The organism is Streptomyces albiflavescens (assembly GCF_014645835.1).
Taxonomy (GTDB): Bacteria; Actinomycetota; Actinomycetes; order Streptomycetales; family Streptomycetaceae; genus Streptomyces; species Streptomyces albiflavescens.
Map to the genome: position 1 here is coordinate 124,553 of NZ_BMMM01000021.1, position 24,771 is coordinate 149,323.

24 protein-coding genes and 3 pseudogenes are annotated in these 24,771 nt (G+C 68.8%); 11 read left to right on the forward strand and 16 right to left on the reverse strand.

What is annotated here, in order from left to right; genetic code table 11:
• Nucleotides 1-95: 95 nt before the first annotated feature.
• Nucleotides 96-275 (reverse strand): annotated as a pseudogene (locus IEY95_RS50890) (hypothetical protein); the annotation flags it as partial.
• 127 nt (nucleotides 276-402) lie between these two features.
• Between IEY95_RS50890 and IEY95_RS40580 the strand changes: the two are divergent.
• Nucleotides 403-1,020, forward strand: a complete 618-nt coding sequence (locus IEY95_RS40580; RefSeq protein ID WP_189191254.1) for a TOPRIM nucleotidyl transferase/hydrolase domain-containing protein — start codon at nucleotides 403-405, stop codon at nucleotides 1,018-1,020.
• 528 nt (nucleotides 1,021-1,548) lie between these two features.
• Here IEY95_RS40580 and fumC read toward each other — a convergent pair.
• The 4 genes from fumC to IEY95_RS40600 form a co-directional block, all read right to left on the reverse strand.
• Nucleotides 1,549-3,030, reverse strand: a complete 1,482-nt coding sequence (fumC, locus tag IEY95_RS40585) for a class II fumarate hydratase (RefSeq protein WP_189191255.1) — start codon at nucleotides 3,028-3,030, stop codon at nucleotides 1,549-1,551.
• Nucleotides 3,027-4,700: an NAD-dependent malic enzyme gene (locus IEY95_RS40590; RefSeq protein ID WP_189191256.1), complete on the reverse strand. Its 1,674-nt coding sequence runs from the start codon at nucleotides 4,698-4,700 to the stop codon at nucleotides 3,027-3,029. Before IEY95_RS40590 ends, fumC begins: the two co-directional genes overlap by 4 nt.
• 368 nt (nucleotides 4,701-5,068) lie before the next feature.
• A complete protein-coding gene (locus IEY95_RS40595) occupies nucleotides 5,069-5,251 on the reverse strand; it encodes a hypothetical protein (RefSeq protein WP_189191257.1) in 183 nt (60 codons plus the stop codon).
• A gap of 227 nt (nucleotides 5,252-5,478) precedes the next feature.
• Nucleotides 5,479-6,063: a TetR/AcrR family transcriptional regulator gene (locus IEY95_RS40600; RefSeq protein ID WP_229703691.1), complete on the reverse strand. Its 585-nt coding sequence runs from the start codon at nucleotides 6,061-6,063 to the stop codon at nucleotides 5,479-5,481.
• A 152-nt stretch (nucleotides 6,064-6,215) separates the two neighbouring features.
• Between IEY95_RS40600 and IEY95_RS40605 the strand changes: the two genes are divergently transcribed.
• The 4 genes and pseudogenes from IEY95_RS40605 (at nucleotide 6,216) to IEY95_RS40620 (ending at nucleotide 9,172) form a co-directional block, all read left to right on the forward strand.
• Nucleotides 6,216-7,175 (forward strand): SDR family NAD(P)-dependent oxidoreductase, encoded by a 960-nt coding sequence (locus IEY95_RS40605; RefSeq protein ID WP_189191258.1) that lies wholly within the window; start codon nucleotides 6,216-6,218, stop codon nucleotides 7,173-7,175.
• Nucleotides 7,176-7,494: 319 nt separating this feature from the next.
• Nucleotides 7,495-8,259 (forward strand): SDR family NAD(P)-dependent oxidoreductase, encoded by a 765-nt coding sequence (locus IEY95_RS40610; RefSeq protein WP_189191259.1) that lies wholly within the window; start codon nucleotides 7,495-7,497, stop codon nucleotides 8,257-8,259.
• A 123-nt stretch (nucleotides 8,260-8,382) separates the two neighbouring features.
• Nucleotides 8,383-8,715: an SDR family oxidoreductase gene (locus tag IEY95_RS40615; RefSeq protein WP_189191299.1), complete on the forward strand. Its 333-nt coding sequence runs from the start codon at nucleotides 8,383-8,385 to the stop codon at nucleotides 8,713-8,715.
• A 21-nt stretch (nucleotides 8,716-8,736) separates the two neighbouring features.
• Nucleotides 8,737-9,172: pseudogene (locus IEY95_RS40620) on the forward strand (VOC family protein).
• 156 nt (nucleotides 9,173-9,328) lie between these two features.
• Here the strand turns inward: IEY95_RS40620 and IEY95_RS40625 are convergent.
• From IEY95_RS40625 to IEY95_RS40655, 6 genes are all read right to left on the reverse strand, one after another.
• Nucleotides 9,329-10,381, reverse strand: a complete 1,053-nt coding sequence (locus IEY95_RS40625; RefSeq protein WP_189191260.1) for an alpha/beta fold hydrolase — start codon at nucleotides 10,379-10,381, stop codon at nucleotides 9,329-9,331.
• Nucleotides 10,382-11,704: 1,323 nt separating this feature from the next.
• Nucleotides 11,705-12,847 (reverse strand): DUF3103 family protein, encoded by a 1,143-nt coding sequence (locus tag IEY95_RS40635; RefSeq protein WP_229703692.1) that lies wholly within the window; start codon nucleotides 12,845-12,847, stop codon nucleotides 11,705-11,707.
• Between the two features lie 317 nt (nucleotides 12,848-13,164).
• The gene (locus IEY95_RS40640) at nucleotides 13,165-13,512 is read right to left on the reverse strand and encodes a hypothetical protein (protein WP_189191262.1); all 348 of its coding nucleotides are present in this window, start codon (nucleotides 13,510-13,512) and stop codon (nucleotides 13,165-13,167) included.
• A gap of 673 nt (nucleotides 13,513-14,185) precedes the next feature.
• Nucleotides 14,186-14,809: an HAD-IA family hydrolase gene (locus IEY95_RS40645; RefSeq protein ID WP_189191263.1), complete on the reverse strand. Its 624-nt coding sequence runs from the start codon at nucleotides 14,807-14,809 to the stop codon at nucleotides 14,186-14,188.
• Between the two features lie 18 nt (nucleotides 14,810-14,827).
• Nucleotides 14,828-15,649: an LLM class flavin-dependent oxidoreductase gene (locus IEY95_RS40650; protein ID WP_189191264.1), complete on the reverse strand. Its 822-nt coding sequence runs from the start codon at nucleotides 15,647-15,649 to the stop codon at nucleotides 14,828-14,830.
• Between the two features lie 109 nt (nucleotides 15,650-15,758).
• On the reverse strand, nucleotides 15,759-16,955 hold the full coding sequence (locus tag IEY95_RS40655) for an MFS transporter (protein ID WP_229703693.1): 1,197 nt from the start codon (nucleotides 16,953-16,955) through the stop codon (nucleotides 15,759-15,761).
• A gap of 89 nt (nucleotides 16,956-17,044) precedes the next feature.
• Here IEY95_RS40655 and IEY95_RS40660 point away from each other — a divergent pair, with 89 nt between their 5' ends.
• Nucleotides 17,045-17,806 (forward strand): DeoR/GlpR family DNA-binding transcription regulator, encoded by a 762-nt coding sequence (locus IEY95_RS40660; protein ID WP_189191266.1) that lies wholly within the window; start codon nucleotides 17,045-17,047, stop codon nucleotides 17,804-17,806.
• On the opposite strand, the gene IEY95_RS40665 is transcribed toward IEY95_RS40660, so the two are convergent.
• From IEY95_RS40665 to IEY95_RS40680, 5 genes and pseudogenes are all read right to left on the reverse strand, one after another.
• Nucleotides 17,793-18,443: a hypothetical protein gene (locus IEY95_RS40665; protein ID WP_189191267.1), complete on the reverse strand. Its 651-nt coding sequence runs from the start codon at nucleotides 18,441-18,443 to the stop codon at nucleotides 17,793-17,795. The genes IEY95_RS40660 and IEY95_RS40665 overlap by 14 nt on opposite strands.
• A gap of 60 nt (nucleotides 18,444-18,503) precedes the next feature.
• On the reverse strand, nucleotides 18,504-19,283 hold the full coding sequence (locus tag IEY95_RS40670; protein WP_189191268.1) for an SDR family oxidoreductase: 780 nt from the start codon (nucleotides 19,281-19,283) through the stop codon (nucleotides 18,504-18,506).
• A pseudogene (locus IEY95_RS49700) lies at nucleotides 19,280-19,756 on the reverse strand (hypothetical protein); the annotation flags it as partial. The pseudogene IEY95_RS49700 and the gene IEY95_RS40670, both read right to left, overlap by 4 nt.
• 60 nt (nucleotides 19,757-19,816) lie before the next feature.
• Nucleotides 19,817-19,942, reverse strand: coding sequence for a hypothetical protein (locus IEY95_RS50285; protein ID WP_268240545.1), 126 nt, complete (start codon nucleotides 19,940-19,942; stop codon nucleotides 19,817-19,819).
• Nucleotides 19,909-20,934, reverse strand: coding sequence for an SDR family oxidoreductase (locus IEY95_RS40680; RefSeq protein WP_189191269.1), 1,026 nt, complete (start codon nucleotides 20,932-20,934; stop codon nucleotides 19,909-19,911). Before IEY95_RS40680 ends, IEY95_RS50285 begins: the two co-directional genes overlap by 34 nt.
• 192 nt (nucleotides 20,935-21,126) lie before the next feature.
• Here IEY95_RS40680 and IEY95_RS40685 point away from each other — a divergent pair, with 192 nt between their 5' ends.
• The 5 genes from IEY95_RS40685 (at nucleotide 21,127) to IEY95_RS40705 (ending at nucleotide 24,766) form a co-directional block, all read left to right on the forward strand.
• Entirely contained in the window at nucleotides 21,127-21,780 is a 654-nt protein-coding gene (locus IEY95_RS40685) for a TetR/AcrR family transcriptional regulator (protein ID WP_229703694.1), read from the forward strand.
• A gap of 302 nt (nucleotides 21,781-22,082) precedes the next feature.
• Entirely contained in the window at nucleotides 22,083-22,397 is a 315-nt protein-coding gene (locus IEY95_RS40690; protein WP_189191271.1) for an amidase family protein, read from the forward strand.
• 5 nt (nucleotides 22,398-22,402) lie between these two features.
• Nucleotides 22,403-22,960 carry an amidase family protein gene (locus tag IEY95_RS40695; RefSeq protein ID WP_189191272.1) on the forward strand — a complete coding sequence of 186 codons (558 nt, stop codon included), beginning with the start codon at nucleotides 22,403-22,405 and terminating at the stop codon, nucleotides 22,958-22,960.
• Between the two features lie 364 nt (nucleotides 22,961-23,324).
• Nucleotides 23,325-23,903 carry a carboxymuconolactone decarboxylase family protein gene (locus tag IEY95_RS40700; RefSeq protein ID WP_189191273.1) on the forward strand — a complete coding sequence of 193 codons (579 nt, stop codon included), beginning with the start codon at nucleotides 23,325-23,327 and terminating at the stop codon, nucleotides 23,901-23,903.
• Nucleotides 23,900-24,766 (forward strand): RNA polymerase sigma-70 factor, encoded by an 867-nt coding sequence (locus tag IEY95_RS40705; RefSeq protein ID WP_189191274.1) that lies wholly within the window; start codon nucleotides 23,900-23,902, stop codon nucleotides 24,764-24,766. Before IEY95_RS40700 ends, IEY95_RS40705 begins: the two co-directional genes overlap by 4 nt.
• Nucleotides 24,767-24,771 lie beyond the last annotated feature (5 nt).

The following is a 24,771-nucleotide window of genomic DNA, read 5'->3' on the forward strand; positions in this document are numbered from 1 at the left end:
TTTCACTTTGTCGGCAGAATGCACACGCTTCCACGCTGAATGCACAAGTCCCGGCGGCCGGGACGAGGCCGGAATCCGCTTGGCCGGCACCACCGCGGGACGTCCGTGACATTGCAGCTGCGCGCGACCAGCAGCGCGGTGATCGTCACGTGCAGGCCTTTCATCCTCGCCTCCAGGCCGGTGATCGAGGTGCACGCCTGGTCGGCGCCGGTCCAGGCGAGCACCTCCAGCAGCGCCTCCGGCAGGTCGACGCGGGGCCGCATCGCCTCCACCGCCACCTCGGGCGGCACCAGACGGCAGCGCCCTCCTTCGTTCGGACCGTCGGGGCCGGCTGCTCACCGCCGATCGACGCCTGGCGGAAATTCCCTACCGTGGTGGCGGGAAACGGCGGAGACTCGTCTCATGACTGACATGGGGGCGTTCCGGGATGCGGTCACCACGTGGGCAGCCGGTGGACCCAGCGACGCCGCGCGCGAGCTGGCCTCGCAACTGGCCGTCCGGACAGCCGTCCTACTCGAAGGGCCGAGCGACGCCGCAGCGGTCGACGCGCTGGCCGCGAGCCGCGGCCGGAACCTGGCGGCCGAAGGAGTCAGCGTGCTGCCGATGGGCGGCGCGATGAACGTCGGGCGCTTCACCCACCTCCTCGGGCCACCCGGCCTTGGCCTCCGCCTCACGGGACTGTGCGACGAGGCGGAGCGTCGCTACTACGCCCGTGGCTTGGAGCGGGCCAGTGCAGCACAGCAAGGGTTCTTCGTCTGCGCGGCGGATCTGGAAGACGAGCTCATCCGCGCGCTGGGCGTGACACGGGTGGAGGAACTCGTCCGGGCGGAGGGCGACCAGCGCGCACTCCAGACCTTCCTGCGCCAGCCCGCACAGCAGGGCCGCAGCTCACAGCAGCAGTTGCGGCGTTTCCTCGGCACGAAGAAGGGGCGCAAGATCCGCTACGGCCGCGTCCTCGTCGAGGCACTCGACCCCGACCGCATACCCGCCCCACTCGACGGCCTGCTCATCAGCCTCTGACCGCCGGGCGACGTCAGTCTCGGCAGAAGAACTCGGGCGAGCGCGGGGATCTTCTTGAACACGGCAACAGCCGGGAGGCGTGTGCAGCTTGCAGGCCCAGGCCATCTCAATGGGATGGCCGGCGGTAGCACATGAAGGTGCAGGCGATGCTTGCGAAGGCGAGGGAGCGCTCGGCTTTGCGCTCGTGGCGGCGATGAAGCCGGCGTCGGCCGGCGAGCCTCGCCAGCGTGCGTTCGATCGTCCAGTGATGGCGTCCCGGCCGCTGTGGGTCTCGACTCCTTTGCCGGCATGCGGTGCCGGATACCCATCGCCGCAGGTGGGCGTAGTCGTAGCCCTAATAGGCGTTGCTGGTCCGGCAGGTTGGCGGATCGGCGGCGCCGGGGGCCTCGTCGGGATCGTAGGGGCGCACGCCTTTCACGGGCGGGATCGGTCCCGGCCATGGTGCTGTTCCCGGGCTGTGGACGCCGCCGGGTGTGGGCGGCGTTGACGGCCAAGTGGCCCGGGGCGTGGTCACTGATGGGCTCTGTTCTACGTCTGGCCGACCATGGCGGCGGGTCGGACGATGCGGTCGAAGTCCTCGGCACTGACGTAGCCGGAGGCCAGCGCTGCCGCGCGCAGGGTGGTGTCCTCGTCGTTCGCCTTGTGGGCGATCGCGGAGGCCTTGTCGTAGCCGATCACGGGTGAGAGTGCCGTCACCAGCATGAGCGACCGGTCGACGTAGCTGTCGATCTGGTCTCGGTTGAGCTGGGCGCCCTCGATGCAGTATTCGCGCATCTTGGCGCAGGCGTCGGCGAGGATCGTCGCCGCGTGCAGGAAGTTGTTGATGATGACCGGACGCATAGCGTTGAGCTCGAAGTTGCCCTGTGAGCCGGCGAACGCGATGGCCTGGTCCTCGGACAGCACCTGGATGCAGACCATGACCATCGCCTCGCACTGGGTCGGGTTGACCTTGCCCGGCATGATGGAGGAGCCGGGCTCGTTCGCGGGGAGGATGAGTTCGTCGAGGCCGCAGCGGGGTCCGGAGGCCAGCCAGCGGATGTCGTTGGCGATCTTCATCAGCGGCACTGCCAGGGCCCGCAGTCCGGCGGACGCGTCGGCCATGGCGTCCAGGCCGCCTTGGGCGGCGAATTTGTTCTGCGCGGTGGTGAACGGGTAGCCGGTCGCGCCGGCGATTTCGGCCGCGACCTGCTCGCCGAATCCGGGTGGGGCATTGAGCCCGGTCCCGACCGCGGTGCCACCCATCGCGAGCTCGTACAGGCCCTCGGCGGATCTGGTGACGCGGTCGACGGCTTGTTGCAACTGGTGAGCGTAGCCGGACCATTCCTGCCCAACGGTGAGCGGGACGGCGTCCTCCAGGTGGGTGCGGCCGATCTTCACCACGTCATGCCATTGCTGTGCCTTGATATCGATGGCGTGCTGCAGCGCCTGCACGCTGGGCAGCAACTGTTCGTGGATCTCCTTGACCGCGGCGATGTGCATGGCGGTGGGGAAAGTGTCGTTGGAGGACTGCCCCATGTTGACGTGGTCGTTGGGGTGGATCGGGGATTTGCTGCCCAGTTCTGCGCCGACCAGTTGGATGGCCCGGTTACTGATCACCTCGTTGGTGTTCATGTTGGACTGGGTACCGGACCCGGTCTGCCAGACGTACAGCGGGAAGTGATCGTCCAGGTCGCCCGCGATGACTTCGTCAGCCACCCGCCGGATCAGGTCGGCCTTCCAGGCCGGCAACCGCCCGGCGCGACCGTTGACGGCAGCGGCAGCCTTCTTGACATAACCGTAGGCGTGGTAGACCGCTTTGGGCATCCGGTCGTCCCCGATGGAGAAGTGGATCAGGGAGCGTTGCGTCTGGGCGCCCCAGTAGTGGTCCGCGGGGACATCGATGGCTCCCATGGAGTCGGTCTCCCGCCGGGTGCCGGTCGCGTGCACTCCGATGGGGATGTCGAGGATCTGCGGTGCCGCGTCCTGACCGGCCGACCCGGCCCGGTCGGCGGCGGAGTGTTGCGTGTTCATGCTGCGGCTCCGTCTGTGTAGGCCGGCTGCCACATGGCCTCCCGAACAGCCTCTGCGGTGTCGATCGGCTTGGAGGTGGCCACGCCGTCGTCGAGCGCCGCCTTGACCACCGCAGTCGCAGTGATCGCAGAGGACTCCCGAAGGTTGTCCACGGGCGGCAGCAGGGAGGCGCCCGGCCCCGATGGGTCGACCTGGTCCGCGACAGCCTGTGCGGCCGCGAGCAGCATGCCCGCGGTGACCTGGGACGCACCGGAGACGATCGTGCCCAGGCCCAAGCCCGGGTACAGCAGCGCGTTGTTGGCCTGCCCGATCTGGTGGGTCACGCCGTCGTATTCCACGGGCGGGACGGGGATGCCGGTCGCGACGAGCGCCTTTCCTCTGGACCAGTCGATGACATCGGCAGGCATGGCCTCGATCCGGGAGGTGGGGTTGGAGATCGGGAAGATGATCGGCCGCTCGCTGCCCTCGGACATGGCTTCGACGACCTCGCGCGTGAACGCGCCATGCACGGTGGAAGTGCCCAGCAGGATCGTCGGCTTGACCCGACGAACCGCTTCCAGCAGTGAGATCGCGCCGTCGCGCCTCGCCCAGTCCGCGACCTCGGCGGGATCGCGCGCGTACGGCTGCTGGAAGTCGCGCAGGTCGGCCATGTCCCGGGTGAGCAGCCCCTGCTTGTCGACGAGCCACACCTGGGCGGCCGCCTGCTCCGGATCCGCGCCGTCGCGGATCATCGCGTCGCGGAGCTGGTCGGCGATGCCCACCCCGGCGGTCCCGGCGCCGAAGACGACCAGCTTCTGGTCCCGCATCCGCACACCGCTGACCTTTACGGCGGACATGGCGGCGGCCAGCGTGATGGCACCGGTGCCCTGCATGTCGTCGTTGAAGATCCGGTAGCGGCCGCCGTACTGCTCCAGGATCCGCCGTGCGTTGCTGGGACCGAAGTCCTCGAAGTGCAACAGTGCGTTGGGGAACGTGGACGATGCCGTCTCCAGGTACTTCTCGATGAACGCGTCGTAGTCGGCGCCGCGGACGCGGGGATGCCGGTTGCCCAGGTACAGCGCGTCCTCCTGCAGCGATGTGCGGTCCGTGCCGACGTCCAGGGACACAGGGATTACGCGGCGCGGGTCGATGCCCGCGGCCGCCGTGTACACCGCGAGCTTCCCGACCGAGATCTGGATCCCTCCCACGCCCCAGTCGCCGATGCCCAGGATTTCCTCCGCGTCGGTGCACACGATCAAGTCGACATCCTCAGGCCCAAGTTCAAGGGTGGCGAAGGCCTTCTCCATGTCGTCAGGCCGGTCGATGGACAGGAAGATGCCGCGGGGGTGCCGGTACTCGTGGGAGTACTTCTCGATCGCCTCGCCCACGGTGGGGTCGTAAACGATCGGCAGCAGCTCGGCGAGGTGGTCGGCGAGAACCTTGAAGTACAGGGTTTCGTTGCGGTCGTGCAGCTGTTCCAGGTACACGTTCTTGGCCAGGTCGCTGCCCTGAACCTGCATCTGCTGGTAGGCGCGCTGAGCCTGCCGTTCGAGCGTGAGGACTCCGGAAGGCAGCCGCCCGGTAAGGCCGAGGGCATCTCGTTCCTCCAGGGTGAAGGCCACGCCACGATTACGCAGCGGATCGACGAGGACGCCAGGGGTGGCCGGGGTTCGCGGGTGGCTCTCGGTCATGAGAATCTCCCTGTGTGCGCATGCCGTATGGGATCTGACCGGGGTAAGTGCGCGGGCTCGCCCCGTGCCACGGCCATCGGCAAGTCGAAAGGCGCCGGGGACGCAGTCCTGCGATGCCCACCACGCAGACAGCAGCCACGGACATCGCCGCAGAGGTCAGCGAGAGTGCGTCCTTGATCGGAGCCTAAGAAGTGGGAGCGGCCCCGGGGCCCGGCGGAGTATGGAGGTGTGAGGCCGGCGTCCCAGTGCGGTAGGTCGGCTCGCCAAAGCACCGCCCGACGGGCCCGCCACCCACATCGCGGGCAGGCGCCCCATCGGTGCCACGGTGATGACTTCAGGCTAACTACGGGCTGACCGGGCGCGCGACTTCACTCGTCGATGCGCTTGATGACCAGCACCGCCACATCGTCGAGGTGGTCCACCGCACCTGCGACGTCGAGCGCGGGCCAAGTGCCACCAGCTGATGCGGCCCAGGGGCCTCCAGTTGAGGCGGCCCAGTTGGCGGGACCTCGCGGCGCGGTCCAGGTCGGCCGCGCCGACACGGCGGCCACCGCTCAGTATCGGCGCCGTCCAACCACGTCGAGGAACGTCGACGCCGGATCAAGAGCTTGGTAGCAGCAAGCGACGATTCCGACGGGCTTGAGGAACGTGGAGTGCGCGCGCCGACTGGATCTGCTCGCCCACGGCGCGACGGCGCCCCGTCATCACCGATTGACGAGACGCCCGGTGCAGGAGGCCAGGTCTGCGGGCCGGCTGACCCGGAGGCCACCTGATCCCGTCAGTTCGTCACGATGCCGTACAGGAGCAGGTCGATGAGCCTGGAGGCCAGGTCGCGCTGCTCTTCGCTGGCGGCCATGAGACTGATCCCGCCCAGGGCCATCAGCACGTCCCGGGCACCGACCCCTGGCCGCGCCACCGACTGGCTCTCCACCGCGGCGAGCAGGTGGGTGATGGCGTCGGCGAGCAGGGCCCGGGTTTGCAGGCGCTCGCTCTCGTCGGTCAGCACCACGGCCAGCGCGTCGGCCATGCCGTGCTTGGCGGCCATGAAGTCGATGAAGCGCTCCATCCAGGTCCGCAGCGCATCCACCGGTGGCAGTGTGGCCGTGAGGTCCTCTGCTGCCTCGCACAGGCGCCCCACTTCTTGCCGGTAGATCGCCTCGATCAGCAGTTCCTTGGACGGGAACCGGCGGTACAGCGTGCCGACACCCACGCCGGCCGCGCGGGCGATGTCCTTGACCGAGGCACCCGCTCCCTCGCGGGCGAAGGCTGCCGCTGCTGCCTCCAGCAGCCGGTCCTCGTTGCGTTGCGCGTCCGCGCGCAGCGGCCTGCGGTGCCGCGCCGTGTCCCCCTCGTGGCCGGTCACTGCCCACTCCCTTCCTGCCACACTTGCAAGCGGAACCAGTTCCGCTTACTCTCGAACTCGAACCGGAACCAGTTCCGGATATGAGGGTACGACGCCCCCTGCCGCGGCGCCACCGGGCGCGCACTCAATGATCCACCTCCCTGGAGAGTCCCATGACCGACCACCTCATCACGACCCCGTTCGGCGCACAGACGACCGCCGCCGAGGTGCTCGCTGGTATCGACCTCAGTGGCCAACGCGCCATCGTCACGGGGGGAGCATCCGGCATCGGACGCGAAACCGCGCGTGTCCTGGCCGCTGCTGGCGCAGCGGTGACGATCGGCGTGCGCGACCTGGCCGCGGGCTCACAGGTCGCCGAGGAGATCGCCCCGGCAACCGGCCCGGGAACGGTGCACGCCGCGATGCTCGACCTCGCCGACCAGACCTCGGTGCGCGCCTTTGTGGAGGCGTGGCGGGGACCGCTGCACATCCTGGTCCTCAACGCCGGCGTCATGGCCTCGCCGCTGGAGCGGACGAAGGAGGGCTGGGAAATGCAGTTCGCCACCAACCACCTCGGCCACTTCGCGCTCGCCACCGGCCTGCACAGCGCCCTGACAGCGGCCCACGGCGCACGTGTGGTCGCCGTCAGCTCGGTCGGTCATGTCAACGGCGACGTACTTTTCGACGACATCAACTTCGAGCAGCACCCCTACGACCCGTGGGCGGCCTACAGCCAGTCCAAGACCGCAAACGTCCTGTTCGCGGTCGAGGCGAGCCGCCGCTGGGCGTCCGACCTGATCGCTGTCAACGCACTCAACCCGGGCCGCATCACCAGCACCCGGCTCGGCCGCCACATCGGGGACATCGCCAACAGTCCGGCCTCGTTCGACGCCACCAACACCGACGTGTCCTGGAAGAACATCGAGCAGGGTGCGGCGACCTCGGTGCTGCTCGCCGCCTCCCCGCTGGCCGAGGGCGTGACCAGCCGGTACTTCGAGGACTGCAACGAGGCCGGACCGCACCGGCCCGGTGTGCGCCGGGGAGTGGCCGCCCACGCCGTGGACCCTCAGAGCGCGGCCCGCCTCTGGCGGATCTCCCTCGACCTGCTCGCGGACGCCGGTACGACCGTCTGACGACGCCACCCGCCACCAGCACCACCGCCGAGCCCGGCACGTCCCCCGTCCACGCCCCGCGCCTGCTCGCCGACCGGACTCGTGAAGCCACCACCGGCCGGCGCTCCACCCGTAGGCCCGCGCACTGAGCAGCCACACCACCGACGGCATGGCTCCTCACCAGGTCGGCTGCGGCCACCCTGCCGGCAGCCCACTGACCAGTCATGTCCGCGTTGCCGTCGCGTGGCCCTCAATGCCCGCGAGCTGCCACTGACCCGGACCTGTACGTCCGCGTAGTCAACGGCTCGGTTTCATCTCGATCTGAATCAAGGAGACAGTCATGTCCGCACGTCTGCAGAACACCGTTGCTCTGGTGACCGGCGCCAGCAGCGGCATCGGCCAGGCAACGGCCCTGGGCCTGGCCGCGGAGGGCGCCGCTGTCGCGGTGGTCGCCCGGCGCCGTGACCGGCTCGAGGAGCTGGCCGGGAAGATCCGCGCCGAGGGCGGGGCAGCGCTCGTAGTGGAGGCCGACATCACGGAGCAGGAACAGACGACGGCCGCCGTCGAGCGAGTGGTGGCTGAACTCGGCCGCCTGGACGTCCTGGTCAACAACGCCGGTGTGGGAATGGCCGGACCGGTCCTGAACGCGCCGGCCCAGGAATGGGAGCGCATGCTGACGGTGAACCTCCACGGCCTGCTGCATGTCACCCACGCGGCGCTGCCCCATCTGCTGCGCGCGGCGGAGGACTCGCCCCGCCGGGTCGCCGACCTGGTCAACATCAGCTCCACCGCCGGGCGTGTGGCCCGGCCGGGCACGGCGGTGTACAGCATGACGAAGTTCGGCGTGAACGGGTTCACCGAGGCCCTGCGCCAGGAGGTCATGCGGCAGCGCCTGCGCGTCAGCGTGATCGAGCCGGGGACGGTGGACACCGAGTTCGTCACGCACTCGCGGGACGAGATCAGGGCGTCGTTGGACCAGCAGCTGGCCGGGATGGAGATGCTGCGTCCCGAGGACATTGCGGACACGGTCGCCTTCGTCGTCACACGCGACCGCAGAGTGTCCGTCAACGAGGTCCTCGTCCGCGCTGCCGAGCAGAGCTGGTAGGCCCGTCGCGCCACAAGCCCGCCCGCGGCAGATCTCCCTCGACATGGTCGCGGCCGCTGCAACCGTCCGACGCCGCTCACCACCACCAGTCACCTCTACCGAACCACTCGGCGGGCCGCCCCTATCGGCTCCGGGGCGAGCGTCGTCGGAGTCGCGGGTTTCGCCGGATACACCGCCGCCAAACACGGCGTCGTCGGCCTCACCCGCACAGCCGCACTCGACTACGGACCGGACGGCATCCGGGTCAACGCCATCGTCGCCGGACTGGTCAAGACACCGCTGATCGCAGGGGGACGCTCACCGGAAGTGATGGCGGCCCGGGTGGCGGCCCACCCCATCGGCAGGATCGCCGAACCGGAGGAGATGGCCGACGCCGTCGGGTGGCTGTGCTCCGAGCGGTCCAGCTTCGTCACCGGCACCGCCCTGCCCGTCGACGGCGGATACACCGCCCGTTGACCACACGGAGGACAACCGACCGTGCCCGTACGCTCCTTCCACCACATCGGCCTCTCCGTCGCGGATCTCGACCGGCAATGCCACTTCTACACCCGGGCGTTGGGCTTCCACGTACCGGACCGAGATCCCCGAGGCCGGCATCCGGATCTCGCTCCTCAGCGACCCCCGTGGCGCCGCGCTGGAACTCACCGAGCGCGCCGGTTCCGCATCGCAGCGTTTCACCAACCCGGTCGATGGCGCGGGCACCCAGGGCTACTTCCACTGGGCCCTGACCGTGGACGACCTGGACGCCGCCCTCACGGCCGCAGCCGCCCACGGCGGCCGCATCGTCTGCCAACCGGCGCCGGCTCGGCGTCCAGGAATCCGCTTCGCCTACTTCTCCGACCCTGAGGGCAACCTCGTCGAACTGCTACAGCCCACTGATCCGCGTCGGGCCCAGCAGACCGCGGACCGTTAGCAGGCCAAACGGCGCTCGTCACCGGTGGCGATCCGGCATCGGTCGGGCGACGGCCTTGCCCTTCGGGGCGCCTTCGGGGCCGGGGGCGGGGTGTTGACCGCCGCTGGGCGTACCCATGACTTCAGGCTGATCGACGGTCGAGTCTCAGTGGCGCGGTCAGAGTCCATCGACTGCTACGACAGCCGCTGCGAAGCCCTGCGGGTCCTCCTGCGGAACGTTGTGTCCGACGTCCAGGGTCCGGTGCGCGTAATTGCCGGTGAACTTCTTGCGATAAGCCGATCCATTTCCCGGAGGCGTGAATGGATCACGCGCTCCGTCAATGGTGATCGTCGGCACGGTGATGACCGGTGCCGCGGCGAGGCGCTTTTCTAGCCCGTCGTACCGGGGCTCACCCTTTGCGAGGCCAAGTCGCCAGCGGTAATTATCAATCACGATGCTGACGTAATCTGGATTACTGAAGGCTGCTGCCGTGCGATCGAAGGTCGCGTTGTCGAAATTCCACGTCGGAGAGTTGAACTTCCAGACCAATTTGGCCAAATCGTGCCGGAACTCCTGGAGGCCAAGCACGCCCCTTTCGGTGGAGAAATAGTATTGATACCACCAGGCCCATTCACTCTTGGGCGGCGACGGCATCTTGTTTGCTTCGACGTTCACGATCAGATAACCGGTCACAGAGACCAATGCTTTGCAGCGCTGCGGCCAGAGGGCCGCTACGATGTCACCCGTCCGCGAGCCCCAGTCGTATCCGGCGAGGATGGCCCTGTCAATCTTGAGGGCGTCCATCAGGGCGATGATGTCGACCGCGAATGCCGACTGTTGGGCGTTCCTGGGTGTTTTGCTGGAAAGGAACCGCGTGGTTCCATGGCCGCGCAGGTAAGGGACGATCACTCTGTACCCCATTGCTGCGAGCAGCGGCGTGACCTCGATGTAGCTGTGAATGTCGTAGGGCCAGCCGTGCATAAGTATGACGGACTGCCCGTTCGCAGGTCCGGCCTCGACGTAACCTACATTCAGATCCCCGGCATTGATCTGCCTCACCGGACCAAAGGATTGCCGCGTCGCTCGATTGACCGTGGGATAAGCCACACGTTCTCCCGATGCGGACTGCGCTCGCGCACTACCCTTCATGCCGAACTCGGTCGCCGCCGCAGCCGCGGCTGCGGCGCCAAGGAAGTGGCGACGGCTGTACGTGGGACCGTGCCTCTCCATCGCTGAGTCTCCTTGTTCGAGGCGGCGCTGGCGGGCCACGGATGGCGTGACACCGAGTGAATGGGTGGGCAATCGCATGTGCCTGATGTTCGTGGCCGGGGACCTTCAAGGGAGGGCCCTCGCACTGGCGCCTCTTCTGCTGTACAACACCCGTCAGAGCCCGCTCCACACCGAGCTCGCAGAGGAAAGGCGGCTTCGACGTCGCGTCGGACTCCTGGGCTGCCGCTTCGAGAACGGGTGCGGTCTTTGCGTGCGGTTTGCGCCTGTGCCCGGCCGGGACAGCGCCGTCACGGGCGCGTGGGGCTTCCTTCTCTTCCAGCCTGACGCCCGCGCCGGGCCATCGCACCCCGAGCGTCGCCAAGGCCGCCCGAAATCAGCTCTGGGGGCATGTCAGCAGACTGAGCGAGGTGGGGTGAGGCCGTGTGGCCGGGACGGAGTCCGGCGGGGCACGGGGAAAGGCAGTGGCCGACCGACGGCACCTGAGAAGGCTTCCCACAGCAGTCCAAGCCGCGGGCGACGCCGTCGGCCAGATCGACAGAGACCTCCGCGTCGGCGAGATCGACTGGAGCATCTCCGTCGACTCGACCGTCATGCGCACCCACCAACATGTGGCCGGCGCCCGCACCCTGGTGCAGGGGGTGAGGGCCTGGGCCGCTCGCGCGGCGGGTGCGCCAGCAAGCTCCACCTGAGCGCCGACGGTCGCTGCCGCCCACTGTCCCTGGTCGTCACCGGGTTGCCCAAGCCAAGCCGAGCCACCGCACCTGGAACCGGAAACCGAAGGACGCGGCCCGCACCCTGGCCTCCGCCCAGCCTCCAGGGCCCCGCCCCATCCCCCCGCCCCACAAACCGACCACGACGGGGCCGGTGCCAAGGAGACCCTCCCTGGGCAGAGCCGAGGGCCCACCCTACGCCCAGGCCACCATCCCACTGGCCGAGGGCAGTCTCCTGGCCCTCGCACCCTCACCTGCGAGGCCCACGACGCCAGTTCCTGCACACCGCACCTGCGCCAGGCGCACACTTGGGACGAGGGCGGCCGAGGCCTGTTCATCTGCGCGCAACTCGCCCAGCGCCGGGGCACTCGTTACGGCGCCGACGGCAAGACCGTCTGGACCGAACAAGTCCCCCAGCCGCAGCTCGACGGCCGTTCCCAGTACTGACTCTGACTGAATGACCAGGCCGGTCTCGTCCAGCGGATGCAGCACTGCGGCGTGCGCACTGAGATGTGCGCACCGAGCTGTGACGGAACCGGAGGTGGGGCACCGCACCGCCTGGCGAGGCCCCACCCATGAACGAAAGACCGTTCCTCGCCCGTGCCGGAGAGGATCAGAACTGCTCGACGAAGTACGGTTCGACGGTCATCCACCCGTTGCCCGCAGCCCCGTTGAGCCGGCCCGTCGAGTTCTTGGACAGGGTGTACCAGGACTCCACGTAGTCGGGGTCGTCGGTGAACCAGGAGTCGGGCATCGCGCTCAGCACCGCGTTCACCAAGGGAATGTACGTCCCCTGATCGGTGACGGTGAGCAGGGCCGTGGTGAGTGCCTGGGCCAGCGCCTTGTAGTTGGTGCCGTCGTCATCCTCCATCATGACGACATCGGCAAGGTTGTACTTGTAGTTCGACCAGTTGACCAAGATCTGGTTCGGGTAGTAGGTGGTGCCGTCGTAGTCCAGGTACGGCATGTCGACCGAGTCGACACGAGCCTTGCCGTCCAGCCCGAAACCGGTGACCAGGGAGAACATCTCGGCTCCGCCCTTGAACCAGGGTTCCTGGTCGTCCTGCACCGCGACGGCCGTGACCTTGGTCGCCCACCAACCCGCCGCGTCGGCAGTGCTCGCCGATTCGGTCGGCTGCGCAGCGAGGCCCTTGTCGGCGAGCGCCTGGCGCAGCACCGTCAATCCGACCCGGTGCGCCTTGGAGACGTCGATGTCCAGGACGTAGAGGGGGCGTTCGGGCACTCGGGTGGTGTCCACGGCATGGGCGCGGCCCTGGCTGTCGTATGCCGTGATGGTCCTGGCGTGGTCGTCGGCTGCCGCGACGGCTACCCAAGGGGTGGCGTCGGCACTCAGATGCGGGCGCATGGCGGGCGCACCCAGGCGTATACGCAACAGCGAGCAGGTCGACGCGGGTAGCCCCTTCAGGGCCGCGATGTGTCGGTCCGCGGCGGACACCGAGGCCTGCAGTCGCCTTCCCGCCGGGTCACCGGCCTTGCCGGCCAGCGCTTGCAGATCCACCTCTTGTGTGCCGAGCGCGGCCGCACGGACCTTTGCCCTCCACTCCCGGTTCAGGAGTGAGGAGGACAACGACCGCGCGATCCCGTCCTCGACATCGTGGACCGGGGAGTGCCGGAGTGCCGTGGTCTGGTCCCCCGCGTCCGTCGCTGTCGCGGCGATGGCCGGCTGGACGGTGCCGACGACAGCGGCCAGCGCCACACCGATCAGGGCGCTGCGCCGCTTGCTTGGTCTCTTCACCGTGCTCCTCCTGTTGTTGGTCGCTGCCCCTGGATGAACGGGGTGCCGCATCCGAGGGGTTGGTGAACCCGAGTTGTCTCGGGCGTCTTGTGTGATCAGGGCTCCGTACGTCACGCCGCGCCGAACAACCAGCAAGACGGAAATGACTTGTCCATGACAATTCACAGCTCCATTCCCGATCTCTACGGACCGGGTCAGGAACAGTCCAGACGTGGCGCAGGAATCAAGCAGCTCGGGGGACTTGCCCCATCGGTGGCACCGGTCCGCGCACTGTTGCGCCGGTCGAATCCGGGCCGCACGACAGAATCCGTCGTCTGCTACCCCGAAGGATCGTCGGTCGGCCGCTGCCGGGCACGGCTCAACGAGCTCAACATGATCTTCTCAGTGCTGCGAAGGTACGCTTCGGCCGCGCGCTGCGCTTCCTCGACCCGGCGCTCGGCCACGGCACGCACAACCGGCGCAAGCCGCCCCGCCGCCGTGGCCGCGTCCTCGAACGGCATCCGCAGGGAGCGCCGTACCGGGAGATAGGCATTGAACAGCGTGTTGGTGAGTCGCTCGGGGGGCAGAAGGGATCCGGGCCTGCGTCTGCCGCTCAGGTTGTCTTCGCGCAGCCGGCCTTCAAGCAGGTCGACCACGGATGGGCGAGGAATGCTTTCGACGTCCACGGAGGGTCTCCAGAGCTACGGGCGGGGGGTCCAGTAGTTCACGAGCGCAGCGGTTCATCGGTTCACTGGTTGAGTGGCTCAGCCACGGTGCCAGTGAAGCAGTCTTACGACGATCTCGTCAATCCTCCACTGACGAGGGCGAGTTGATGTGGATGTGGACTACGTCTGCAAAGCGGAGGGTTCGTTTCGGTGCTGGATGAGATCAAGGTGCGCGGGCCAGTCGGCCGTCCCCGCACGGGTCCCGACGCGGACGGGGTCCGACCTCGCGATACGGCCTTACGACAAGACGCCCGACAGTCGCACGGCGGGACTTCAACTGCGCGAATCCATCATCTGGATGCGCAGCCTCAAACCGGAGCAGCGGTATTCACACCCGACTCGCGGCCGAAGCCGATACCCGTCAGTTCAGGCCGGTGACGTGACGGCCCCGGCCGAGATGCCGGGCGAAGAACCCGACCGCCATTGTCGACCTCGAACGTGACGCGATGACCGGGTGCCACCATCCAGCACATCAGCCGGCCGGTGCGAACGCGCCGGGGTCCTGGTGCACCTCGCGATCGCGATCGTGCTGGGGCGGCGAGCCTGTCGGAGCTGAAGCAACTCCGGTTGCATCACCGGCTGTTGTTCGGGCCCATGATGCTGGTAGCCATGGTGACCATGGCGACGGCGTTGGTCATGCCGTGCCGGTCGGCAGCCAGGTGTCGATCGCTGCTGCCAGCTCGTCGACTTCGGTGAAGACGTGTCCATTCATACCCAGGGCCTGCGCTGCGCGCACGTTCTCTTCGCGGTCGTCGACGAAGAGGAAGTCAGCGGGCGCGGCCCGCATGGCGGCGAGGCAGTGGTGGAACGCTGCCGGGTCCGGCTTCGCCGCGCTGATCTTTCCGGAGAAGGCGACGTGGTCCAGGTTCCGCAGCCAGGGCTGCGCGGCAACGAAGCTGTCCGCGTGGTCCGAGGGAATGTTGGACAGCAGGGCGACCTCGGCGAAGTCACGCAGCGACTGCGCGTAGGCGACCATGCGGCCGTCGACGCGTGACCAGCTGTCGATGTCAGCGAGCCGCAGCTGCTCGATCGTGTCGGCATCGACGGGGACTGACAGCCACCGCAGTACGGCCGTCCAGTACTCGGGCGCGGACTGCTGCGCGGCGTCGTAGGGCGGGCGGCAGGCCCAGTAGGCCTCGGCGAAGGCGTCTGCGGGTGCGTTGCACCGGGCGGCCATCTCAGCCAAGGCGCCCGGGCGCTGGTGGAGGGCGATGACCCCGAAGAGGTCGAACAGCACGATTCGTCGGTCGGTGGGCATGGTGGGTTCCTCCGGGTCCTAGTGGTCTTCGGTTCGGGGGTGGGGGTCCAGGGCGCTGGCGAGCGAGTGGAGGGACGCCAGGGCGTCGGGGCCGGTGGGAGCGAGGACGACGCTGGTCTCGCCTGCTGCGTGGCGGTCCCTGATCGCTTCGCGTGCCCCGTCGGGGGTGCCGGCGATGCTCAGCTCGCGGACCCAGGTGGCGGGCATGGTCTGGGCACATCGCTCGGCGTCGGCGCAGGCAGCGCGGTGTTCGCGCAGCTGCGCGGCGAAGGGCAGGGGGTCGATGTGCGCGGCCCAGCCCGGCTCGCCGATGGCGGTCAGACCGTCGCGGACGCGGGCGAGAGCGGCGTCCTCGTCGTCGTCGGCGGCGGCGACGACTTCGGGGCCGATGGCGTCAGAGGCGCTGCCCAGATGCCGCAGCGAGGACGTGATGCAGGCGGGGGCCGCGGGCTCGGCCAGGAGGAGTCCGTCAGCCACCTCGCCCGCGCTGCCTGCGATGTGGGGCCGCGTACGCCGAGGATGACCGGGGGGGACGATGTCGGGAGCCTCGGTGATGACGACGCCTTCGCTGCGCACGTAGCGGCCGTCTGCCGGGCCGGGCTCGCCGCGCATGAGCAGGCGCAGCGCGGTCGTGTACTCCTTGATGCTGGTGGTGTCGGCGAGGACGGGGCCGGCCTGTGCGAGTCCGCCGCGCCGGCCGAGGTCCTCCACCACCCATACCTGGTCGAACCCCAGCTCTTCGGCTCGCCGGGCGTAAGGCAGCACGTCCCGGACGGGCAGGTCGCGAGGGAGCATCACACCGACACGGCCGCGGGCGGGGGTGGCGTCTGTCTCGGGCATCGGGGGCTCCTTCTGCAGGCGGTGGGGATCTCCCCCACCGGTCTGGCACCCGGCAGGGGTGAGCGGGGAGCCTGTGCGGCACGGTGTTCGGGCCGTGCCGCACAGGCGGTCAGTGACTGCTCGGCGCCATCTCGCGCGTGCGGTCGGATCCGGTGCGCAGGATTCCGGCGGTCGCAGCGGCGATCACGCACAGCAGGGTCAGCAGCAGGAAGGTGTGGTTCAGCGCCACGAGGTGGGTCATCCAGCCGATGACGGCGGGGCCGGCGAGCATGCCGAGGTAGCCGAGCCCGGCGACGCGGGAGACGTTGGTTCCGGCAGCGGAGGGGTCGGCGTGCCCGGCTGCGCTGAACAGTTGGGGGATGCAGCCGGACAGCCCCAGGCCGAACAGTGCCCAGCCCGCGAACGCGGCCCAGATCCACGGGGAGAGGGCCACGATCGTGATTCCGACGGCGGCCATGGCCGAGCCGTGGCGCAGGATGGCCACGGGCCCGAACCGGGCGGAGAGGCGGTCGGCGAGCAGTCGGCCGATGGTCATCGTCGCCGCGTAGGTGCCGTAGCCGAAGGCGGCGGTGCTCGCGGGTGCACCGAGGATGTTCCTCAGGTGCAGGGCGCTCCAGTCGTTGGCGGCCCCCTCGCACAGCATGATCATCAGGGCCAGGGCGGCGAGGATCCAGATGCGCCCGGGGGCGGTGCGTCGCTTCGCGGTCGCATCGCCCTCATCCTCCGCAGCGGTGGTGGCGGACACCGGCGCGACCGGCAGCAGACCGCGTGCCGACACCAGTGCGGTCACGATGCCCACGGCTCCTGCGGCGCCGAGCGTCGCGGCCGGACTCATACCGGCGCTCGCGGCGCCCGCTCCGACGAGCGCGGCGATGACCCCGCCGACGGAGAACGTGGCGTGGAAGGCCGACATGACGGGCCGGTTGTATGACTTCTCCACATGCACGGCGTGGGCGTTCATGCTCACGTCGAGGCAACCGTTGCCGAAGCCGAAGATCAGCAGGGCGCCTGCGAGCGTCCAGGGATCCCGCGGGAGGCCGGGCAGCACCAGGGCCGCGCTGCAGAGAACGCCGGCGGCGGGGACCACGACGCGCGTTCCGAGGCGGTCGGCCAGGCGGCCGGCCATCTGCATACCGATGAAGGCCCCGACACCCAGCAGCACCAGGAAGCCCCCCAGCGTCGCGTGGCTGATGCCAACGCGCTCCTCGACGGCGGGGATCTGCACCACCCATATGCCCACCAGGGTGCCGTTGAGGATGAAGTAAACGAAGGTCGCCACACGGGCGGCTCGGAGCGAATGTTCCATGCCAACCACCATAACGAACATCTTTTGTGTTTGAAGAACTGATTTCCGAACAGTTTGAGTGTTCGTTCTGGGTGGTGTTCAATCGCGGTATGAGCAACGCAGACCGTCACCGGCTGATCGCCCAGGCCGTCAAAGAGTCGGGCAGTGCCACGGTCCAGAAACTCGCCCAGCTGACCGGCGCCTCGGAGATGACCATCCGGCGCGACCTCGACACACTGGCCGCGCAAGGCGTCCTCGAACGCGTCCGCGGCGGGGCACGCACCTTGCTGCTCAGGGGTGAGGAACCGCCCTTCGCGCTGCGCGCCCACGAGGCCGTCGACGCCAAGCGCCGGATCGCAGCCGAGGTGTCCTCGCTCATCGCCGACGGCGAGACCGTCCTCCTGGACAGCGGCACCACCTGCCTGGAGGTCGCCCGCCTGCTGCGTGGACGAGCGGTCACTGTGATGCCCCTGTCATTGCAGGCCATCCACATTCTCAGCGACTCTCCGAGTCCGACCACACTGATGGTGCCCGGCGGACGTCCCCGCTCCGCCGAGGGGGCCCTGACCGGACCCCTCACGCTCGCCTCCCTGTCGGCACTGCGCTTCGACACTGCCGTCGTCGGCTGCTGCGGCCTGAGCGCAGCCGAGGGCCTGACCGCCTACGACCTCGACGACGCGGCAGTGAAGAAGGCGAGCATCGCCTCCGCACGTCGCATCATCGCCGCCGCGGACGGCAGCAAGCTCGGCCACACCGCCTACGCCCACGTCGGCCCCTCCACGCTCCTGCACACCTTCGTCACCGACACCACGGCGCCCGCCGACGAGGTGGCCGCGCTCGAAGACGCCGGCACCGTCGTCAAGGCCGTCTGACGAGGCCGCCGCACGAGGCGGGACTCGGTGAGCCGCCTTCGTCTTCATCGTTCGCCGAGTCAGAGCCACCATCGACAAAACCATGAGCGATTGGAATTGAAGTCGAGCAGGGAGTTGCACCGCCATCGTCCTGACTATCCGCGCCGGTGGCATGCCTGCTCTTTCCTGGCCGAGCCTGACAGGCTTCGCGGCTGTCATCGGTCGGCGCGGCCAAGGGCCAACCACTCCGAGCACGTGCCGTTAAGGTCGCGAGGAACCGGAGCTGCTCGACGGCTTCGCCGTCCTCCCGCCGGGTGAAGGTGGCCGAACGCTTGCCCACCTCGCTGCCGCGGACGACGACACTCCAGCCGGGCCGTACGTCGACCGACACCTGCAGCAGGTGGCTGTCGGGGCTGGTGATCGTGATGAACGGCTCCTCGTGAGCGTACGGATCCTGCTCACCCTCGGTCAGTTCCCGACCGAACCAGTACTCCTCGACCATCCGACCCCCGCGGTGACGGTGGACAGCGGCCGTAGACGTGGCATCGGGGCCGAAGCCGACCTGGTGGACAACCGACGCCGTCCATTCCCCCTCCGCGACCGGCGGAGTGTGTTGCTGGATCAGCATGTCGGGGTATTCCTTGATCACGTTCTGCATGTCGGCCCGTGCGGGCCCCACCCGACCACGCGATCACGTAAAAAACTTCACCAGTCGAATTCAGACGATCTTGATGGTGCCGCCGTCAATGACGTAGTCGGCGCCGGTGATGTTTCCGGCCGCGTCGGACAGGAGGAACGCGATCAGGGCCGCCACTTCCTCCGCTTCGGTCATGCGGCCGGTCGTGACGTTTTGGCCCTTCACCATCTGCTGGCGGAAGTCGGCAAGACTCATGCCGGACGCGGCGGCCCACTGGGCAACCGCGCCGTTGGGGTCCGAGTAGACGGAGGTGTTGACCAAGCCGGGGGAAATGGTGTTCACCCGTACACCCTGGGGACCGAACTCCTCGGACAGCGCCTTGCCGATCGCGGTGACCGCCGCCTTGGCCGAGCTGATGGCGGGCGGGAAGCCTCCGGACATCAGGGCCATGATGGACGAGACGTTGACGATCGCTCCCCGGCGCTCGATCAGGCTGGGCAGGGCCGCCCGGGTGGCACGGACGGTGCTGAGCACGTTCATGTCGAACGCGCTGGTCCACTCGGACTCGGCGACATCGAGGAAGCCGACGGTCGTCCCGTCCCCGCCTCCCACGTTGTTCACCAGCAGATCGATGCCGCCCAGCTCGGCCAGCGCGCCGTCGATGAGAGCGGAGACCCCTTCCGCGGTGCCCAGGTCCGCCGACACCGCATGCGCACCGGTCTCCTTCAACTCGGGCGTGACGGTACGGGCGGCGCCCACGACACGGACACCCTCGCCGATCAGGGTCCGGACGGTGGCCAGTCCAATGCCCCGGCTGGCTCCGGTGACTACAGCGGTCCTGTTGGTGAGGTTGAGGTTCATGACACTCCAATTTCTCGAACTGCGGATACACGAGGGGGATGGTGAGCAGGTGGGGCGGGCTGGACGCGGCATCCGGTCGTGTCGGGCCCAGCCGCCGACGCATGGCCGTCGTCAGCCGGCGAACCGGGCGCCAGGCGGCCCACCGACGGCGCTGATGGGGGTCGGTGATCGAGGGCGGGGTGGCGTTGTAGGTGTCGGCGGGGTTGATGTCGGTGCCGGGCGGGACGATCGCGTCGATGGCATCCAGGACGTCGCCGGTGAGCACGTCGGAGGCCTCGATCGAGTCCCGCAGCTGCTGCGGCGTACGGGGGGCCGATGATCACCGAGGTGACGGCCGGGTGCGCGCGAACGAAGGCGTGGGCCAGCTGCGGCAGCGTGAGGCCGGCCTGGTCGGCGACCTTGGACAGGGCGTCGACGATCTCGGCGCGGCGGGCGTTGGCCGGGTTGGTGGTGTCGAACATCGGCGGGTTGAGCCTGGCCCGGTGGGCGTCGGTGACGTCCCGGCCGCTGAGGCAGCCGTGGGCGAGCGGGCTCTAGCTGAGCACGCCCAGGTTGTAGCGCTGCGCGGTGGGCAGCACCGCCGTCTCGACCGCACGGTTGACGATGGAGTACGGCGGCTGCTCGGTCAGGAAACGGGCGTGGCCGCGCCGCTCGGCCACCCTCCCCCAGTTCTCGGCTTCGCTCGAACCGGGGGCACCCCCATCGCCTCCACGATCTTCTCGGCCGGGAACGTCGAGTGCCCGAAGGCACGAATGAGACCGACGCGTTGCAGGTCGGTGAGGGCGCCCAGGGTCTCGTCGAGTCCGGTGTCCCAGTCGTGGCGGTGCAGCTGGTAGAGGTCGATGTGGTCAGTGCCCAGCCGGCGCAGGCCAGCTTCCAACGCGCGACGGATCCAGCGCGGGGAGGCGCCCTCACCCCGGCCACCGTTGACCCACTCCGCGTCGTCGGACAGCAGGAAGGCGGCGGCCGCGGCAACGTCGGCCGGCTTGCCCAGCCGCGGACTGCGCATCGTGGCCAGAATCCTGGCCTGCCACTCCTCGCCGATCTGCTCCTGCGCGATTTCGGTCATGGTCACGCCGACCCCGAGGGTGTTGGCGCGGATGCCCTGCTTGCCCCAGGCAGAAGCGACGTGCCTGGCCAGCGAGTTGATGGCGGCCTTGGACGCCCCGTAGGCCGGGCGCTCGGTCTCACCGATCCAGGCCGCGCCCGCCGAGGTGTTGAGGATGGCACCGCCGCCCTGCGCCAGCAGGTGCGGGATGACCTCACGGATGGCGATGGCGTAACCGAACAGGTTCACCTCGAAGGTGCGCCGCCACACGGTCACATCCATGTCCAGCAGGTTCTTGTCCCGGGCCAGGTGCTGGGCCGAGAGCTCGGCACCGACGTTGAACAGCCCGTCGATCCCGCCGAGTTCGGTGGCGGCCGTGTCGATGAGCGCCTTGATCGAGTCCTCGTCGGCCAGGTCGAACTTCACCGCGATCGCCTTGCCGCCGGCCTCGTTCAGACGCTTGGCCAGCACCTGCCCGGCATCGAGGTTTCTGCCACCGATGACGACCGAGGCACCCTCCTCCGAGAGCCGCTCGGCCGTCGCCGCCCCGATCCCGGCGGTAGCCCCGGCGATGACGATCCGCTTGCCCTTCAAACCCTTCACATCCCTCTCCCTCTGCTCTGTGGCCCGTGCACCGCTTGCTGGTCGGTACACGGCATGGATGAGGCCGTTGTCCGTCGATGTGACGTTCCGAGTTTCACGTTAACCCACATCTGTCGGTTTACCAACACTCGACGGAAAACCGACACTCGTTGGCTTTGTGGGGTGGGGCACGGTAGGCTGCGGAGGATGTCCATGACCAAGAGCAGCAGCGCCCAGCCGGGCGACCGGCGCGTACGGCGCACCCGGGCAGCCCTGCAGCGCGCCCTGATCGACCTCGTCGAGGAGCGCGACCTCTCACAGATCAGCGTCGCCGACGTCGTCGACCGGGCCGAGGTGAACCGCTCGACGTTCTACGCCCACTACCAGGACGTGCACGAACTGGCAGAGGCCGCCTGCACCTCGATGATCGACGACCTGATCGGGGTGGTCCTCACCATCGACCCGGCCCGCGCGAACCCGTCGAGGCCCTCGGAGAACCCGGAGGACCCCGACCCGCCACTGACGGCCTTCTTCGCACACTTCGCCGAACACGCCGGCCTCTACCGCAGCCTGCTCGGACCGACGGGAAGCGCCCGCGTCATCGAGCACGTACGGCTGCGCACCGCGGCAGCCGCCCACGCCTCCGGCCAGATTCCCGCCACGGACCACACCCCGACGCCGGACACCGCGGACGCGTCCGTGATCCCGCACGACGTGCCCGCGGCATTCGTCGCCGGCGCGCTCATCGGCGTGGCCACCGACTGGCTGCAGCGCGGATGCCCGCGAACGCCGACCGAAATGACGATCGCGACCAAGCCACTCCTGCTCGCTCTGTCGACCGGAACCGACGCACCGGCCACTTCGTAATACCGGCAACCAGCGCCCAAGGGCGGCCCCGCACCCGTCAGGCACGCCCTCTTTTGCGTCCGGCCCACGGTGACCGCCGCCCGGGAGCAGGTACCGAAGGCTGAACGGCGCTTCACCTCTGGGAAGAGACCGCCTCCGCCGTAGGGTTTCTCCCTTGTTCGGGGTCCTCGGTGTCACCGAGAGCGAGCCGACCGGCACACCATGGGAACCGGGTCGTGCGGCCGGCAGCTCCAACGTCCCCGGCACCGGCGACGACAGCAACCCCTGGACCGCGACCGAACGCGCCCCTCCACCCAGACCCTGTGACCGCCGACCAGGCACGGGCGGACGCCAAGGAGGCCGAGCGGCGCCTGCGGGCCCATGGGGAACTGCCCCCGCTGTTCGGGGTGCCTATGACGGTGAAGGACCTCGGCGAGACCGCCGGGGTGCGGACGACCTACGGATGCACGGCCTTCGCCGAGAACGTGCCGGAGGGGGACGCGATCGGCTGGGCGCTGCTCAAGGAGCAGGGCGTAATTCTGCTGGGCAAGACGACCACGCCCGAGTTCGGGCTGCGCGGGGTCACCGAGAGCGCGCCGGCAGCTACATCGAGGCCGCGCTCACGCCGGGAGACCTGACCGGGGTGCGCGTCGCCGCCTGTTACGACCTGGGGCAGAAGGTCCTCGACCCCGATGTGCGCAGGCTCTTCGCCCGGGCCCTGGACGACATGCGCGCCGCCGGCGCCACTGTCGAGGAGGTGGGCATCCAACTGCCTGACACGATGCTGTTCTTCGACCACCTGAACGCGTGCGAGTACCTGGAGTTCGCCCAGGAGATGCAGGCCGGGGGCGTGGAGCTGTGGCTGATGGTCCTGGAGCCGGCCGAACGCGCCAAAAGCGTCACCGGGCGTCAGGTCAGCGCCGCCTTCCGGCAAGGGAAGACCGACATCTACAACGCCTTCCTCACGGCCATGACCGGCGCCGACGTGCTGGTGACCCCGACCACCCCCGTCACGGCCTTTCCTCGTCTCCACCGAGGGAGCGACCGCGCTGAGCGTCTCGGACGCCTCCGAGTTTCCGGGCCTTGTCGGCAGGGAGTTCGCGACCCCGTGGTTCGTCGTCGACGAGGACCAGTCCATGACCGTGCTCCGGCGTGGGGGTCGTCTCTGCTCTCTGAGGGCGGTTCAATGCCGGTGTGGTGAGCTGGGCACAGATGTACGTCTGTCGCTTCGTTACTGATCGCGTCCCCGAGCTCTTGGACCGGCTGGAACGTGGGGACGACGCCGAAGCATGGAAGGAGCTGTAGCTTCCGTCAGCGTCTGTACGCCCCTGCACGACCCCCACGCGGCAGTTGGCCACGGCGAGCTCGTGCCGCTGGGCCAGCAAGCAGATTCCCGCCGTTCTGGTCGCCCCGGTCGCTGCGGCAAAGAGGCCGGCGAACACACACACCATGTGTGCGGTGCGGGCGAGCGGAAGATGGTCTCGGTGGCGGTGGATGTCACATGCGCGGGTCCGGCGGTGTCTTCATGCCGAACAGCCAAACAGGTGCCCGTATGAGGAGACATCATGACGCTACGCCTTCCGAAGGCCGAGCTCCCGGCCGAACTCAAGGAGAACATGATCAAGCAGCTCGGTGCCGTACCCGAGAACGTCGAGGTGGTGTGGCACAGTCCCAGGGTCGCCCAGGACAACTTGGAGTTCGGCGGCAGGGTGGGCGCGTGGGATGCGGCCGACGCGAGCCTCAAGTCATTCGCGCACATGGCCGTCGCGGCGCAGGTCGGCTGCAGTTGGTGCCTGGACGTCGGCTACTTCCAGGCACAGAACGAGAACCTGGACCTGGCCAAGGCGAGCCAGGTGCCGCGCTGGAGGGAGTCGGAAGTGTTCACGCCGCTGGAGCGCGACGTGATGGAGTACGCCGAGGCCATGACGAACACGCCGCCGACCGTCACCGACGAGCTGTACGCGAGCCTGCTGGAGCGACTCGGCCCGGCGGCGATGGTCGAGGTCACCGCGTACATCGCCTTCGTGAACCTGGCGACCAGGGCCAACGTGGCGAACGGGGTCGAGTCGCAGGGCTTCTCCGATGCGTGCGAGATTCCGCTGGCCGCGCGTCCTGAGAAGTCCCGCGTGGCGTCCACGGCATGACCGGGGATCCCTTCGTCGTCCATCGCAGCCTGTTGTTCACCGTCGCCTACGAGATGCTCGGCTCGGCAGCCGATGCGGAGGACGTACTGCAGGAGACCTGGCTGCGGTGGGCCGACGTCGACCACGCGCAGGTACGTGACCCGCGGGCGTACCTCGTCCGGGCCGTCACCCGGCAGGCGCTCAACCGGCTGCGGACGCTGGCGCGCAGCCGCGAGGACTATGTGGGCGAGTGGCTGCCGGAGCCGCTGCTGACCAGCCCCGATGTCGCCGAGGACGTCGAACTCGCGGAGAGTGTCTCGATCGCGATGCTGACCGTGCTGGAAACGCTCGGGCCTGTGGAGCGGGCGGTGTTCGTGCTCCGAGAGGTCTTCGACCTGCCGTACGGCGAGATCGCCGAGGCGACGGGCAAGTCCGCAGCCACGGTGCGGCAGATCGCCCGGCGGGCCCGCGAGCATGTGGCGGCCCGGCGGCCACGGGTGCCGGTGAGCAGGTCGGAGCAGCGGGCCGTGGTGGAACGGTTCCTGGCCGCGTTGCGCACCGGGCAGTTGCAGGAACTGTTGGACGTCATGGCACCCGATGTGGTTCTGATCGCCGATGGTGGCGGGGTGGTGGCCGCCGCTCTGGCTCCGATTCACGGGGCCGAAGTGGTAGCGCCGTTCCTCGCGCGCGCGAACCGGGTGGTGGCCGCATTCTCGACAACGGCCGTGTGGCTCAACGGTGCGCCTGCGGGCCGGATCGAGATCGACGGTGAGCCGTCCGCGGTGAGCCTCGTGGTGGAGAACGGACGGGTCACCCGGATCTACGTGGTGCGGAACCCGCGGAAGCTGACGCGGCTGGATGCACCGGCCGAACTCGCCAGGTAGGCGTG